The sequence below is a fragment of the Sphingopyxis sp. genome, from assembly GCF_035998905.1.
Classification (GTDB): Bacteria; Pseudomonadota; Alphaproteobacteria; order Sphingomonadales; family Sphingomonadaceae; genus Sphingopyxis.
The window spans coordinates 244788-258269 of sequence record NZ_DASYHG010000009.1; the positions used below are offsets into that span (position 1 = coordinate 244788).

Consider the following 13482-nt stretch of genomic DNA (forward strand, 5'->3'; position numbering starts at 1 on the left):
TGAAAAGCAAATCATGATCAAGGTCGCCAGTTACAATATGCGCAAGGGCATCGGCCTCGACCGCCGCCGCGATCCCGGACGGGTGCTCTCGGTGCTACGCGAGCTCGACGCCGATATCGTCGCGCTGCAAGAGGCCGATCGCCGTTTCGGCACACGCGCGAGCGCGATCCCGCCGCACATGTTCGAAGAGCATAGCGACTATGTCCCCGTCGACCTGCTCGACGGGCGGCCCTATGCGATCGGCTGGCACGGCAATGCGCTGCTTGTCCGCAAGGGCGCCGAGGTCGAGGAAAGCCACGCGCTCCACCTGCCGACGCTCGAACCGCGCGGTGCGGTCGCGGCGACCGTGCGCATCGGCGACACCCGCCTCCGCGTCGTCGGAATGCACCTCGACATTTCGGGCCTGCGCCGCCGCCAGCAGGCGCGCGCGATCCTCAATCATGTCGCCGAGGGCGAGGATTTGCCGACGATCCTGATGGGCGATTGCAACGAATGGCGCGCGACAGGCGGCTGCCTTTCCGATTTCGGCGCGCAGCACCGGCTGGTCGACACCGGCCACAGCTTTCACAGCCGCCGCCCGGTCGCCAAGCTCGACCGCATCTTTGCGACCCCCGATCTGGAAGCGGTCGACGCGGGCGTGCACCGCAGCGCGCTCGCGGCGCGCGCATCGGACCATCTGCCGATCTGGGCGCGGTTCAAGGCAGCTACCGACCCTGCCTAAAATTTAGGCAAAAGCCTGCCTCACCTGCCCAGCGAACGACCGATTCTTCGCTGCCTTGGTTCAAAATCGTCACAAAATGTTAACCTTCGCGCGCCCCGCGCAATCTGGCACGGCTGTTGCAGTGCAACATCGTGCCATTAGCAAAAGGGGGCGTCATGAAGCTGATCCTGGCCATCATCAAACCATTCAAGCTCGACGAGGTGCGCGAGGCGCTCACCGGTCTGGGCATCGCCGGCATGACCGTGACCGAGGTCAAGGGCTTCGGCCGGCAAAAGGGGCAAACCGAAATCTACCGCGGCGCCGAATATGCGACCAACATGGTGCCGAAGGTGAAGATCGAACTCGTGTGCGACGATGCGCTCGCACCGCGGGTCGTCGAAACACTCCAGCAAAGCGCCGGCACCGGCTCGATCGGCGACGGCAAGATTTTCGTCCTCGACGTGGGTCAGGCCGTGCGCATCCGCACCGGCGAGACCGGCGAGGCCGCTCTGTAATGACAAAGGGGGAAGCAATGAACTTCGCAAACAAGATTGCGGCGGGAGCCGGGGCCGCGGGCCTCGCGCTGTTCGCCGCGCTGCCCGTCTGGGCGCAGGAGGCGGCGCCCGCCGTCGCCGAAGCCGTCAAGCCGACGCCCGACAAGGGCGACACCGCGTGGATGATGGTCGCGACCGTGCTCGTCATGGCGATGATCGTCCCCGGCCTCGCGCTCTTTTACGGCGGCCTCGTCCGCACCAAGAATATGGCGTCGGTGCTGACGCAGATCCTCGCCGTCGCGGCGCTCGCGATGATCATGTGGGTGATGTTCGGCTACAGCCTCGCCTTCGGCGGCGACGCCAACCAGTTCATCTCGTCGGGCAAGCTCTTCCTCGCCGGGGTTGCGGCAGATTCGACCGTCGCGACCTTCACCGACGGCGTCGTGATCCCCGAATTTGTGTTCATCGCCTTCCAGATGACCTTCTCGGCGATCACCGTCGCGCTGGTCCTCGGCGGCCTCGTCGAGCGCATGAAATTCTCGGCGGTGATGGTCTTCGCGATCGTCTGGCTGACCATCGTCTATTACCCGATCGCGCACATGGTCTGGTATCTGGGCGGTGACGAGGCCTCGACCGGCCTGATCTTCGGCTGGGGCGCGCTCGATTTCGCCGGCGGCACCGTCGTCCACATCAACGCAGGCATCGCGGCGCTCGTCGGCTGCCTGATCATCGGCAAGCGCACGGGTTACCAGAAGGAAATCATGGCCCCGCACTCGCTGACGATGACCCTGGTCGGTACCGGGCTGCTCTGGGTGGGCTGGTTCGGCTTCAACGCCGGCTCGGCGCTCGAAGCCAACGGGTCGGCCGGCCTCGCGCTGATCAACACCTTCACCGCCACCGCCGCCGGCGTCCTCTTCTGGATGCTCACCGAACGCGTCCTCGGCCACAAGGGCTCGCTGCTCGGCGCCTGTTCGGGTGCGATCGCCGGCCTTGTCGCCGTCACCCCCGCCGCAGGCAACTCGGGTCCGTTCGGCGCGATCCTGCTCGGTGCGGTCGCGGGCATCGTCTGCTGCTGGTTCGTGATGAAGCTCAAAGCCAAGCTCGGCTTCGACGACTCGCTCGACGTGTTCGGTATCCACGGCATCGGTGGCCTGATCGGTTCGATCCTGACCGCGGTCACGATGCTTCCCGCACTCGGCGGTCCGGCGGGCGACGACTATGTCCTCGGCAGCCAGCTGTGGATCCAGGTCAAGTCGGTCGGCGTCGCCGTCCTCTGGTCGGCGGTCGGTTCGGCGATCGCCTTCACCATCGCCAAGGCGGTCACCGGCGGGCGCGTCTCCGAAGAAGTGGAGCGCGAAGGCCTCGACCTCGGCGAGCATGGGGAGCGCGCCTACAACTACTGACAACGAGACAGGATACCCGTCGCCGCACGCTCTCTCTCCTTTCAAACGGCGGCGGCGGGGTCCTCCCCAGGTTCCTCCTGCGAACCACTGGCCGGGGCTTGTCCCCGGCCTTTTTTTTTGCCGGCCTTGGAACCGTGGCCGGGATGCAACAGCTCGCGACCATTTTTTCGGGCGGCTCCATTTCGTGCAACCTTTGCGCCGCGCGCGCACTCCTCTGCCAGACCGGTCACAGAGCCGGCTAACAGGAGGAGAAAAAGGATGCTTTCACGCACATATATGCTTGCGGGCCTGTCGCTGCTCGCACTTGCTACCGCACCGGCCGCTGCGGCGCAGGACGCGCCCGACGACAGCTATGACGGCAATGCGATCATCGTCACCGCGACGAAGCGCGACGCCAGCCTGCAGGACGTTCCCTTTTCGATCAACGCGCAGACCGAAAAGGCGATCGAGCGCGCCAATGCGAGCACGATCGAAGACCTCTCGCGCAATGTCGCGGGGCTGACCGTCCAGAATCTCGGGCCTGGCCAGAGCCAGGTATCGGTGCGCGGCGTATCGGCGGGCCAGATCGCGCGCGACCAGCCCGGGGTCAAGGAACAGGTCGGCGTCTATCTCGACGAATCGGTCGTCTCGCTGTCGCTGTTCACCCCCGACCTCGACCTTTTCGATTTGAACCGCGTCGAAACGCTGCGCGGGCCGCAGGGCACGCTCTTCGGCTCGGGTTCGGTCGGCGGCACGCTTCGCTACATCACCAACCAGCCGACGACTGACCGCATCGAAGGCAAGGTCGAAGGCAATGTGAACCTCGTCGACGGCGATGATTTCGGCGGACACCTCAAGGGCGCGATCAATCTGCCGCTCAGCTCCAATCTCGCGCTGCGCGCGGTCGGCTATTACACGCGCTACGGGGGCTTTATCGACGCGTTGCGCGAAGGCGGCGGTGTGACCGAGGACGTCAACAGCGGCGAACGCTATGGCGGCCGCGTGTCGCTACGCTGGGAGCCCGCCGAGGGGCTCTCGATCACCCCGCGCTTCCTCTATCAAAAGGTCACGACCGACGGTTTCAACCGGCAGGAAGTCTATAATCTCTATGCCAACCAGTTCACGACGACGCGGCCGCAGGTCGCCTTCAAGGAACGCCAGCAATATCTGCTGCTCGACGAAGGGTTCAAGGACGAGGTCAAACTCTTCGACCTGACGATGAATTATGACGGCGATGCCGTGGGTGTCACCTCGGTGACCACCTATACCGATCGCGATATCCTCGTCAGCCGCGACGCGAGCGCGCTCACCGGCAGCGTGTCGTCGGACCTCGGCTTCGTCGATGCCGGGATCCTGCTCCCCGCGAACCTCGTCGACACGACGGGGGTCAAACAGTTCACGCAGGAAGTGCGCGTAAATTCAGCGGGGACCGGCCCGTTCCAGTGGCTCATCGGCGGCTATTATGCCCATGTAAAGCGCGACTATACCCAGCGCTTACCGACGCCGGGTTACGACCAATTTGACGACGGCTTCCTCGCGGGCCTCTGTTCGCGACCCGTCAACCCGGTGTGCCGTTCGCCTGGCGTGCCACTCGAGTCGTCCGACCTCGCCAACGGCTTCGGGCCCGATTCGCCCTATAATGCCGACATTCCCTATAATCTGACGCAGATCGCGATCTTCGGCGAGGTGAGCTACGACTTTACCGATCGCCTCACCGCGACATTGGGCGGGCGCTATTATGCCTTCGACGAAAGCCGGCGTTTCGTATCGGGCGGCCTGTTCCCGAACGGCGACAACGCGCGCGACAAGACCTCGTCGACGGGCTTCTCGCCGCGCCTGCTGCTCAGCTACGACGTCGCCGACGGCGTCACGCTCAACGCGCAGGCGTCGAAGGGCTTCCGCCTCGGCGGGGTCAACGATCCGCTCAACCTGCCGCTGTGCGACAGCGGCGTGCCGAACGGACCCGACGCAGCAACCTTCGGCGGTCGGCCGCGCTACGACGACGAAACCTTATGGAACTATGAGGGCGGGGTGAAGGCGCAGTTCGGCGGTATCACCTTCAACGCCGCTGGCTTCTATACCAAGATCAACAACCTGCAGGTCACCGCCGATGCCGGAAGCTGCTCGTCGCGCATCGTGTTCAACGCCGACGCGCATACGATGGGCCTCGAATTCGAGCTGTCGGCCAGCCCGTTCACCGGGCTCGATCTCGGGCTGTCGGGCAGCTATGTCGAGGCCGAATTCGATTCGACGCTGACCCGCCCGAACGGCACGGTGATTGAGGGGATCCGCAAGGGCAACCGCCTCCCCTCGGTGCCCCGGTTCCAGATGGCGGCGAACGCGACCTACAGCTTCCCGATCGACGCATCGGGGAACAGCAACGCCTTCGTGACCGCGTCGTTCCAGCATGTCGGCAGCCGCTACACGCAGCCCGGCGACCAGGAAAACAACCCGCGAACCTTTGTCCATGGTTTCACCTTCGGCGGGGCGCCGGTCGGTTCGGCGACGACGATCGACCTCAAGCTGCCTGACTATCAGCTGGTGAATATCGGCGCCGGGATCGAGTTTCCCGACGAACTCGAAATCTCGGTTTATGTGAACAATCTGCTCGACGAAAACGCGCTGCTCGCCTTCGATCGCGAACGCGGCGGACGCGCGCGGCTCGGCTTTGCGACGAACCAGCCGCGCACCTTTGGTGTCACGGTCCGCAAGGGCTTTTGACCGGTATGAAAGGGGTCCGGGCAGCCGAGTTTGGGCCCCTTTCTACCCGCTGAAATGCTGCACAAATTTTGTGCAGCATTGCCGCAATTTTGCCCTTTTCAACATGACATTAATATGGCATTCATTGCGTCAACAGTTTCAGGAGGGGAGAGCCTGAAAGGCTGGGCCGGGACGAAAGTTCCGGCCCTCTTTTTTTGTGCGCAGCATGAATGCCGTCACAAATCGGCGGTTTTCAGGGCTTTGTGCGCCGATAGCGCAGCATGGCAAAGACCCGCCAGTTGCCGTCTTCCTGCAGCACCGAATCGCTGATGACGAGCGTTCCGTCGCCCTCGAGACTATAGGTCGAGCGGCCGATCTCGACGTCGGCGCTGCCCCAATGCGTCCACCATTTCGCCGCGTTCACGCCGCCCGCGACGGCCCGCGTCCGGCCGCTGCTGTCGGTCCATTGCCCGCGCAGGCGCCGCTTCGCATCGAAGGCATAGTGGGCCTCGGCCGAATAGGTGATCGGCGGACTTCCCGCGACATGCAGGCGATAGGCGAGCCGCGTCGCCCCCGCCTCGCCCGGCGCGATATCGAGCGTCGCGGTCGCGGGTTTGCCGAACGCCTGCCCCTCCCCGATCCAATGGCCATGCCATGCCGCAAGCGACGGAGTTTCGGCGGGCGCCGCCGGTGCCGCCAGCACCGCGGCCGCCCACCAGAGCGGCGTCATGCCGCCATCTCGGACTGCGAGAACATGAAAGCGTTGCCGTCGGGATCGTAGAAGGTGAGCAATTTCACCAGCCCCGGGATATGCTGGATATCGCCGTCCTGCCGCACACCCTCGGCATCGAGATGCGCCTTGGCTTCGACAATATCGGCGACCTCGAACACATTGGTCGCGCCGCCGCCCTGCGCCACGCTCTCGACCTGGCTGAGGCCGATATTGACCCCCGCCATCGGGGTTTTGAGCTCGCACCAACCGATCTCATCGGCGCGGTAGAGCAGTTCGCACAACATCACCCGCTCGTACCAGGCGATCGACGCGGTCATGTCCTTGACCCCCATCGAACAGGTCAACTCGGATCCGATCTTGAGCGCCATGTCCTTCCTCCCTTTTCGCAGCATCCGACCGGACGGAGAATCGCACCGCCCATATCGCTTGCCCCATGAGTCTGGTTTGTATAGTTAGTTGCAAATGCCGTCAACTACGCCCGATCCCCTGCTCGTCCAGCTCGGCAGCCACCGCTGGCTGGTGCCGCTGCTCGCAGACCTCGCGGCGCACAGGGGTGCGCGCTTCGTCGAGTTGATCCACCGGCTGGGCCTCTCGCGCGATAGCTGCGTGCGGACTCTGGAGGCCGCAGCGGCGATCGGCTGGGTCACGCGCAACCCCGGCCACGGCCATCCGCTCCGCCCCGAATATATCCTCACCGAAGCGGGGGCAGCGGCCGCCGCACGCGCCGCAACGATAGCCGAGGCGCAGGATGCGCTCGGCCTGCCCCCGGGCGCCGCGACGCGCTGGGGCCTGCCGCTCGTCGCCGGGATCGGCGCCGGGCATGACCGTTTCAACGCGCTATCGCGCCTGCTCGCCCCCGCCACCCCGCGTGCGCTGTCGCAGGGGCTGACGGCGCTCGGCAAACATGGGCTGATAACGCGCGAGGTACTCGACGCGAGGCCGCCCGCGAGCCGTTACGATCTGACGGGAAATGGCGCGCTGCTCGCGGCCGCCTGCTCCGGCTAGTTCAGCGCCGCCTTCACGAAATCGGCGGCCCTCTCCCCGATCATGATACTCGGCGCATTGGTGTTACCGCTGACCAGGCGCGGCATGACGCTCGCATCGGCGACCCACAGCCCGTCGATGCCGCTTAGCTTCAGCGTCGGATCGACCACCGCCTCGGCGTCGCTCCCCATCCGGCACGTACCGACCGGGTGATAGACGGTGTCGGCGCGCGACCGGATCAGCGCGTCGAGCGCCGCGTCGTCGTCGAGATTCACCGGATGCCGGTCGACCCCCGCATAATCGCTGAGCGGCGGCGCGGCGGCGATGCGGTGCATCATCCGCACCCCGGCGCGCAGCGTCGCGATGTCGCGCGCGTCGGTCAGGAAACCCGGATCGATCGCGGGCGCCGCGGCGGCATCCGCCGAAGCGAGCCGCACCGTCCCGCGGCTTTCGGGGCGCAGCACGCAGGCGTGGCACGAAAAGCCGTGCCCCTTCACCTTGGTGCGACCATGATCCTCGAGCATCGCGGGGACGAAATGATACTGGATGTCGGGCGCGGGCAGGTCGGGGCGCGATTTCCAAAAGCCGCCAGCTTCGGCGAAACAGGTCGTCATGATCCCCGTGCGCTTGGTGCGATGCTCGAAGATCGCCTTCACCATCCGCCAGGTGCCGCCGAGGCTGTCGCCGAACGGCTCGGTCGAGCGCGTCTCCCAGCTCGACACATAGTCGATATGATCCTGCAAATTCGCGCCGACGCCGTCGCGGTCGAGGGTCACCTCGATCCCCTTGTCCTTCAGATGCGTGCCCGGCCCGATTCCCGACAGCATCAATATCTGCGGGCTGTTGAAGGCGCCCGCCGAAAGGATCACGCCGCCGCGTGCGCGGAGCGTCTCGCGGTTGCCGCCGCGGCGGATCACGACCCCCGTCGCGCGCCCATCCTCGATCAGGATTTTCTCGACCAGCGCCCCCGTGCGCACCGCGAAATTGCCGTGCGCGCGGAGCGGTTCGACATAGGCGCGCGCCGCCGACCAGCGCTCGCCCGCCTTTTGCGTGACCTGATAAAGGCCGAAACCCTCCTGCTGCGCGCCGTTGAAATCGGCGGTGCGCGGCAATTGCAGCGACGCCGCGCTCTCGATGAAGCGCTTGCTCGTCACATTGGGCCAGCGCTGGTCCATCACGTTGAGCGGCCCGCCGCTCCCGTGAAATTCGTCGCCGCCGCGTTCATTGCCTTCGCTGCGCTTGAAGAAGGGCAGCACGTCGGCATAGCTCCAGCCCGTCGCGCCCAATGACGCCCATTGATCGTAATCGAAGGCGTGGCCGCGGATATAGACCATCGCGTTGATCGCGCTCGACCCGCCAAGCCCGCGCCCGCGCGGCTGATATCCGGTTCGGCCGTTCAGCCCCGGCTGCGGCACCGTCTCGTACCGATAGTTCGACGCATCGGGGATGAAGGGCATGAAACCCGGCGTCTTGACGCGGACATTGTCGTTGGTCCCGCCCGCCTCGACGAGGCACACCGTCCGCCGACCGTCCTCTGCGAGCCGCCCCGCCGCCGCGCTCCCCGCGCTGCCGCCGCCGATAACGATGATGTCGAACTGATCCATGCTTGCGACTCTCCCTCGCGCCGCCTGCTGGCGGTCGTCTGCGTGCTTACATGAATGTCATTAGGGGGCGAGGCAAGCTGCTAGATGAGGTAGCTCTACTCCGCCGGTTCTTCGGCCGGCCGCCCTGCTGCCCAGCGCTCCTTGATCATCGCGCTCGTCGCGCGGCTGCCGTCGTGGCTCCAGCCGGGTTCGCGCCACATATAGTCGAGCTTGTGCTTCCACGGCGCATGCCAGACGTCTTTCGCGATCCCGACCCATTCGTGGACCGCGGCCCACAGGATATTGAAGCTGCCGAGCTGCTTGACGATGCCATAGCGCACCGGTTCGTCGTCGCGTTCGGCGACGAAGCTGCCGAACATCTTGTCCCAGATGATGAACACGCCGGCATAATTGGCATCGAGATAGCGCGGGTTCACCCCATGGTGGACGCGGTGGTGCGACGGGGTGTTCATCACCGCCTCGAACCAACGGGGCATCCGCTTGATCGCCTCGGTATGGATCCAGAACTGGTAGATCAGGTTCAGCCCCGCGCAGAAGAACACCATCGCGGGCGGAAAGCCGATCAGGAACAGCGGCAGGCGGAACAGGAAGGTCAGGCTGAAGAAGCCCGTCCATGTCTGCCTGAGCGCGGTCGACAGATTATAATGCTGCGAACTGTGGTGAATGACATGGCTCGCCCAGAACCAGCGCACGCGGTGCGCGCTCCTGTGGAAAGCATAATAAGCCAGATCGTCGAGGAAGAAGCAGAGGATCCACGCCCACCACCAGCGGCTGAACTCGATCCCGATGTCGAACAGGTGGAATTGGTACACCCAAACCGACATGCCGATCACCGCCGCGCCGACGAGCGCGCCGGCAACCTGGCTGAACGTGCCGAGCATCAGCGAGGTCAGCGTGTCGCGCGCTTCGTAGCGGCTCTTGTCGGCACGTAGCGAGATCAGCATCTCGGCGATGAGCAGCAGGATGAAGGCTGGAACGGCGTAGACGACCGGATCGGGCAGCTTATCCACGGTTAAACTCGCGCATCCGGCTCGCCCACATCCCCGCATCCTTCCCCAATTGCAGCGTCACCGCGCCGAATCTTTTCTCCGGTGTCGTCAATGTCAGGAAATCCTTGTCGAGCCGGCCCTCGACGCTGGCATCGACCGGCCGCGCGGCAAAGAAATTGCCGTGCGCGCGCACCAGCATCATCCGCCCCTCGGCATTTTGCACGATCGCGGCAAAGCCCGCGCGGTCGCGTGCGACCTCGACTCCGTTAAACCCCGCCTCGGCCTCTTCGGCGAGCCGGATCGCGTGCGCCGCGTCCGCTATCCGCGGGTCGCTTCCCAGCCCGATCTTCCCGACCAGCCAGGCGATGAAAAGCACCGCGACGAGCGACGCGCCGAGCTGGATCAACGCGGCCTGCGTCATTTCTCGCCTGCTAATGCGTCCAGCATCGGCCGCAGCCCCGAAAGATCATATCCCCCCTTTGCCGCCGCCTCGACGATGCCATCGACATCGTCGCCCGCGCGCGCGCGCGTCAGCGCCCACAGGTGCGTCGAGCGCGTGCCCGAACGGCAATAGGCGAGAATCGGCCCCGTCGCATCGCGCAGCAATTTGTCGAGCGCATCGATCTGCGCATGGCTGAAACCCGCATGGCCGATCGGGATCGCGGCATAGGCCAGCCCCTCGGCCGCCGCGGCGTGCGCGATCTCGTCCCCCTGCGGCGCCGACGGCTCCTCGCCATCGGGGCGGTTGTTGATCACCATCGCAAAGCCCGCGGCCTTCGCCTCGGCAATATCCTCGATGCTGATCTGCGGGGCGACGCTATAGTCGGCGGACAGGGTTCGAAAATCGCTCATGCCAGCGATCTACTCCCGCCGCGCCCTTGCTGACAAGGGTGAAGGTGGCACCGGAAATGCGTTGCCGCTTCCCTTGCTCCGCGCGTCGCTTATGGTCGCGCCATGAACGATCATTTTCAATGGGCCTTCGGCTATTGCGCGGCGCGCGGCTATGCTCCCCCCGTCGCTGCCACGATGTCCCCGGCCCTGTGGTTCGATGCCGATAAACCCGATCAGGCCGGGCGCTTCATCCTCGGCGACACATCGGGCGAAGCCGCCGCCGCCGCCTTCGCCGCGGTCGATGCGCCGCACATCTACATCGATATCGCGGCCCCGCGCGACGCGATTCTTCCGCACATCCCGCCGCGCTGGCAGCCGCGCGATCCGATGTGGCTGATGGCGACCGGGACCGACATGCCCGCCGCACGGCCCACCCCCGACTTCACGATCGAAGTCGATGAAGGTGCCGACCGTTTCGAAGCGGTCGCGCGCGATGCCGACGGTGCACTCGCCGCGCGCGGCGTTGTCGGCATCCATGGCGCGGTCGCCGTCTACGACCAGATCGTCACCGAAGCGCAATTCGGCCGCCGCGGGCTCGGCTCGGCGATCATGGCCGAACTCGGCCGCCGCGCCGCGGGCCGCGGCGTCACGACGCGCCTGCTCGTCGCCACCGCCGACGGCAAGGCGCTCTATGAACGGCTCGGCTGGACGCTGCGCAGCGACATCGTTTCGGTGATTTCGCCGTCCGCCTGAGGCCCCGCAATCTCGCGCACCGGCGGGCGCGACACGACCGCGTGGAACCGTTCGGCATAGTGCGGATGCTCGGTCCCCATCCATTTGTCCCACCAGGTGAAATAGAGTCCGTAATTGCGGTTGAACCCGCCGCTGTGGTGCAAATCATGGTGCGTCGTCGTGTTGATCCAGCGCGTCAGCGGCGTCGCCAGCCACCAGCGCGGGTGCAGTTCGAAGCCCGCATGTCCCATCGCATTGCGAACGATCTGGAAATTGATCCAAAGGAACATCACCCAAGCAGGGGTCGCGACGAAGAACAGCCAAATCGGCACGAAGGCGATCATCACGAACGCTTCGGGAATCGCGAAGCTATAGGCCGCCCAAGGCGTCGGGGTCACCGAACGATGATGCGCGCGGTGGAATGCCTTGAACAACCGCGGATGGTGCATCGCGCGGTGCACCCAATAGAAATAGGCGTCGTGCGCGACGATGATCGCCGCGAGCAGTGCCATATCGCCGATCAGGCCATAGCTGCCCTGAAAACGATGCAGCACGCCCGAATCGACACCCCAGACAATGAACAACGACACGAGCAGATAGACCCCGACGGTCTGCAGCGATTGCAGAACTTCGCGGCGCCGGTCGGCTGCCGTCGCCTCGCGCGCCTGGATCTTGCGCGCCGCAAGGCTCGACCGCCGCAGCCCCCAGACGATCGCGCTCGTCACCCCCGCCGCGACAAGGTAGCGGCCGAAGTCGAAGGCGAAGATCGCGGGCCCCTTTTCGAACAGGATCGCGAGCGGCGGCAGGTCTTGGATCATGCGGACATCCTTCCAATCGATGTCCGCCGTCGACCAGCTTTTCCGCGCCGCCGCGCCGCAATGTCGAAAATCGGCTAGCCGATTCCGGAATCGGCGAGCCGGCCGGCGCGATACGCGCTCGGCGTCATCCCCTCGGCATCGCGAAACGCGCGATTGAACGGCCCCAGCGAACCGAAGCCCGCATCGAGCGCGATCGTCAGGATCGGCACCTCGCGCTGCGCCGGGTTGGCGAGCGCGGCGCGGATCTCGTCGAGACGGAAGCTGTTCAGGAACGCGGTGAAGTTGCGAAAGCCCATCTCGCCGTTGATCGCGCGCCGCACGCGATATTCGGGCTCGCCGAGCTGCGCCGCGAGGATCGTGATCGAAAAGCCTTCGGCGCGATAGGCGCGCGCCTCCGCCATCACCGCGTGCAGCCGCTGCGCGAGCGCCGAGGGTGTGTCGGGCGGCGGCACCTGCTTCGGCCGCGGCCCCGGCGCCGCGAACAGTTCGGCCAACCGAAAACGATACAGGCCGACCGATACGATGAAGGTGGCGACCAGGATCGCGACGAGCGTCACCGACCGCCCCGGATCGGACGCCGTACCATGGCCGTCGAACATCTCGATAAAGGTGACGAGCAGGATAAAGCCGCCGATCGCGCAAACGAGCGCAGCACGAAATCCGCGCCGCGCCTCGATCAGGTCGTTCGCACGCCCTCGCCACGCGATCCACATGCCCGCCACCGCAAAGGCGAACATGCCGATGCGCACCAGCACCCATATCTCGAAGCTGAACGTCCCCGTCGCCGCCATCAATATGATCTGCGTCAGCGGCAGCACGCCGAACGCGGCAACGAGCAGCCAGCTGCGCCAGCCGATGCCCTGCTGGTCGTCGAACCACAGCCGCACGAACAGCCAGAAGAAAGCCGGCACCATCACCGACAGCGCGTCGCAGATGGCAAAGGGAAAATGCGCCCGTCCTCCGGGGCTGAAGACCGGGACGAGCAGATAGGCGATGATCGACAGGTTCATCGCGATCGCGACGCGCGCGGGAAGGACATGGCCATGGTCGCGCGCCAATATGGCGATCCACAGCAGGAACAGCGCGATGGCACCGCCACGAATCATCGGGTCGAGGATCATCAGCGACGCCATCACATTCTGCTACTGCAAGCCACGTCGGCGCGCCACCATCGCGGCCGCGCTGCGCCGGGTCATTGCGCCGCCAGTTGCTGGAGCTGCCGGCCCTGCAATGTCCGCATGGCTTGCTCGCGCGTCGCCTCGCGGCACTGGCGGGCCACCCGCCGCGCCTTGAAGCTCAAATGTTCGACATGGCTGCGGCACGCGGTCCTGACGGCGCGCGCGATCCGGCGCTCGGCGGTCTTCACATCGGCGGGCGCGCGCAGGTCGAGCGCCCGCATGTCGACCCGAACGGTCGCTACGCTGTCCGAGGCCTGGACCGCGACGGGGATCGCGGCAAGGCATCCGGAGACGAGCGCGAGGATCAGTCGGTGTTTCATGGTCGAAATCCTTTCAT

General features: G+C 65.6%; 15 protein-coding genes. 6 read left to right on the plus strand and 9 right to left on the minus strand.

The window, feature by feature from the left end:
- The first annotated feature begins 13 nt into the window (after nt 1-13).
- The 4 genes from VGN62_RS03525 to VGN62_RS03540 all read left to right on the plus strand — a co-directional run bounded on the left by VGN62_RS03525 (nt 14) and on the right by VGN62_RS03540 (nt 5297).
- Entirely contained in the window at nt 14-721 is a 708-nt protein-coding gene (locus VGN62_RS03525; protein WP_327451240.1) for an endonuclease/exonuclease/phosphatase family protein, read from the plus strand.
- 155 nt (nt 722-876) lie between these two features.
- The gene (locus tag VGN62_RS03530; protein WP_003043080.1) at nt 877-1215 is read left to right on the plus strand and encodes a P-II family nitrogen regulator; all 339 of its coding nucleotides are present in this window, start codon (nt 877-879) and stop codon (nt 1213-1215) included.
- Between the two features lie 17 nt (nt 1216-1232).
- Nucleotides 1233-2597: an ammonium transporter gene (locus VGN62_RS03535; protein ID WP_327451243.1), complete on the plus strand. Its 1365-nt coding sequence runs from the start codon at nt 1233-1235 to the stop codon at nt 2595-2597.
- A gap of 258 nt (nt 2598-2855) precedes the next feature.
- On the plus strand, nt 2856-5297 hold the full coding sequence (locus tag VGN62_RS03540) for a TonB-dependent receptor (protein ID WP_327451245.1): 2442 nt from the start codon (nt 2856-2858) through the stop codon (nt 5295-5297).
- 232 nt (nt 5298-5529) lie between these two features.
- On the opposite strand, the gene VGN62_RS03545 is transcribed toward VGN62_RS03540, so the two are convergent.
- Nucleotides 5530-6006, minus strand: coding sequence for a hypothetical protein (locus VGN62_RS03545; RefSeq protein ID WP_327451246.1), 477 nt, complete (start codon nt 6004-6006; stop codon nt 5530-5532).
- Nucleotides 6003-6377: a VOC family protein gene (locus VGN62_RS03550; RefSeq protein ID WP_327451247.1), complete on the minus strand. Its 375-nt coding sequence runs from the start codon at nt 6375-6377 to the stop codon at nt 6003-6005. The genes VGN62_RS03545 and VGN62_RS03550 overlap by 4 nt, the downstream gene beginning before the upstream one ends.
- 94 nt (nt 6378-6471) lie before the next feature.
- Between VGN62_RS03550 and VGN62_RS03555 the strand changes: the two genes are divergently transcribed.
- Nucleotides 6472-7014 carry a winged helix-turn-helix transcriptional regulator gene (locus VGN62_RS03555; protein ID WP_327451249.1) on the plus strand — a complete coding sequence of 181 codons (543 nt, stop codon included), beginning with the start codon at nt 6472-6474 and terminating at the stop codon, nt 7012-7014.
- Here VGN62_RS03555 and VGN62_RS03560 read toward each other — a convergent pair.
- The 4 genes from VGN62_RS03560 to VGN62_RS03575 all read right to left on the minus strand — a co-directional run bounded on the left by VGN62_RS03560 (nt 7011) and on the right by VGN62_RS03575 (nt 10438).
- Nucleotides 7011-8597, minus strand: a complete 1587-nt coding sequence (locus tag VGN62_RS03560) for a GMC family oxidoreductase (protein WP_327451251.1) — start codon at nt 8595-8597, stop codon at nt 7011-7013. The genes VGN62_RS03555 and VGN62_RS03560 overlap by 4 nt on opposite strands.
- 95 nt (nt 8598-8692) lie before the next feature.
- Nucleotides 8693-9607 carry a sterol desaturase family protein gene (locus VGN62_RS03565; protein WP_327451253.1) on the minus strand — a complete coding sequence of 305 codons (915 nt, stop codon included), beginning with the start codon at nt 9605-9607 and terminating at the stop codon, nt 8693-8695.
- A complete protein-coding gene (locus VGN62_RS03570) occupies nt 9600-10007 on the minus strand; it encodes a hypothetical protein (protein ID WP_327451256.1) in 408 nt (135 codons plus the stop codon). The genes VGN62_RS03565 and VGN62_RS03570 overlap by 8 nt, the downstream gene beginning before the upstream one ends.
- On the minus strand, nt 10004-10438 hold the full coding sequence (locus tag VGN62_RS03575; protein WP_327451258.1) for a TIGR01244 family sulfur transferase: 435 nt from the start codon (nt 10436-10438) through the stop codon (nt 10004-10006). Before VGN62_RS03575 ends, VGN62_RS03570 begins: the two co-directional genes overlap by 4 nt.
- A gap of 102 nt (nt 10439-10540) precedes the next feature.
- Between VGN62_RS03575 and VGN62_RS03580 the strand changes: the two genes are divergently transcribed.
- Nucleotides 10541-11170 (plus strand): GNAT family N-acetyltransferase, encoded by a 630-nt coding sequence (locus VGN62_RS03580; protein ID WP_327451260.1) that lies wholly within the window; start codon nt 10541-10543, stop codon nt 11168-11170.
- Here the strand turns inward: VGN62_RS03580 and VGN62_RS03585 are convergent.
- From VGN62_RS03585 to VGN62_RS03595, 3 genes are all read right to left on the minus strand, one after another.
- Nucleotides 11107-11967, minus strand: a complete 861-nt coding sequence (locus VGN62_RS03585) for a sterol desaturase family protein (protein ID WP_327451262.1) — start codon at nt 11965-11967, stop codon at nt 11107-11109. The two genes, VGN62_RS03580 and VGN62_RS03585, sit on opposite strands and share 64 nt — an antisense overlap.
- 74 nt (nt 11968-12041) lie before the next feature.
- Nucleotides 12042-13100 (minus strand): AraC family transcriptional regulator, encoded by a 1059-nt coding sequence (locus VGN62_RS03590; protein WP_327451264.1) that lies wholly within the window; start codon nt 13098-13100, stop codon nt 12042-12044.
- Between the two features lie 59 nt (nt 13101-13159).
- Complete coding sequence (locus VGN62_RS03595; protein ID WP_327451265.1) at nt 13160-13465, minus strand: UrcA family protein; 306 nt, start codon at nt 13463-13465, stop codon at nt 13160-13162.
- Nucleotides 13466-13482: the final 17 nt, after the last annotated feature.

Excerpts from the sequence above, each read along its gene's own strand:
- VGN62_RS03535 (WP_327451243.1), top strand. The coding sequence starts at position 1,233 with ATGAACTTCGCAAACAAGATTGCGGCGGGAGCCGGGGCCGCGGGCCTC.
- VGN62_RS03590 (WP_327451264.1), bottom strand. The coding sequence starts at position 13,100 with ATGGCGTCGCTGATGATCCTCGACCCGATGATTCGTGGCGGTGCCATC.
- VGN62_RS03545 (WP_327451246.1), bottom strand. The coding sequence starts at position 6,006 with ATGACGCCGCTCTGGTGGGCGGCCGCGGTGCTGGCGGCACCGGCGGCG.
- VGN62_RS03585 (WP_327451262.1), bottom strand. The coding sequence starts at position 11,967 with ATGATCCAAGACCTGCCGCCGCTCGCGATCCTGTTCGAAAAGGGGCCC.
- VGN62_RS03540 (WP_327451245.1), top strand. The coding sequence starts at position 2,856 with ATGCTTTCACGCACATATATGCTTGCGGGCCTGTCGCTGCTCGCACTT.
- VGN62_RS03555 (WP_327451249.1), top strand. The coding sequence starts at position 6,472 with ATGCCGTCAACTACGCCCGATCCCCTGCTCGTCCAGCTCGGCAGCCAC.
- VGN62_RS03550 (WP_327451247.1), bottom strand. The coding sequence starts at position 6,377 with ATGGCGCTCAAGATCGGATCCGAGTTGACCTGTTCGATGGGGGTCAAG.
- VGN62_RS03525 (WP_327451240.1), top strand. The coding sequence starts at position 14 with ATGATCAAGGTCGCCAGTTACAATATGCGCAAGGGCATCGGCCTCGAC.
- VGN62_RS03580 (WP_327451260.1), top strand. The coding sequence starts at position 10,541 with ATGAACGATCATTTTCAATGGGCCTTCGGCTATTGCGCGGCGCGCGGC.
- VGN62_RS03530 (WP_003043080.1), top strand. The coding sequence starts at position 877 with ATGAAGCTGATCCTGGCCATCATCAAACCATTCAAGCTCGACGAGGTG.
- VGN62_RS03570 (WP_327451256.1), bottom strand. The coding sequence starts at position 10,007 with ATGACGCAGGCCGCGTTGATCCAGCTCGGCGCGTCGCTCGTCGCGGTG.
- VGN62_RS03595 (WP_327451265.1), bottom strand. The coding sequence starts at position 13,465 with ATGAAACACCGACTGATCCTCGCGCTCGTCTCCGGATGCCTTGCCGCG.
- VGN62_RS03560 (WP_327451251.1), bottom strand. The coding sequence starts at position 8,597 with ATGGATCAGTTCGACATCATCGTTATCGGCGGCGGCAGCGCGGGGAGC.
- VGN62_RS03575 (WP_327451258.1), bottom strand. The coding sequence starts at position 10,438 with ATGAGCGATTTTCGAACCCTGTCCGCCGACTATAGCGTCGCCCCGCAG.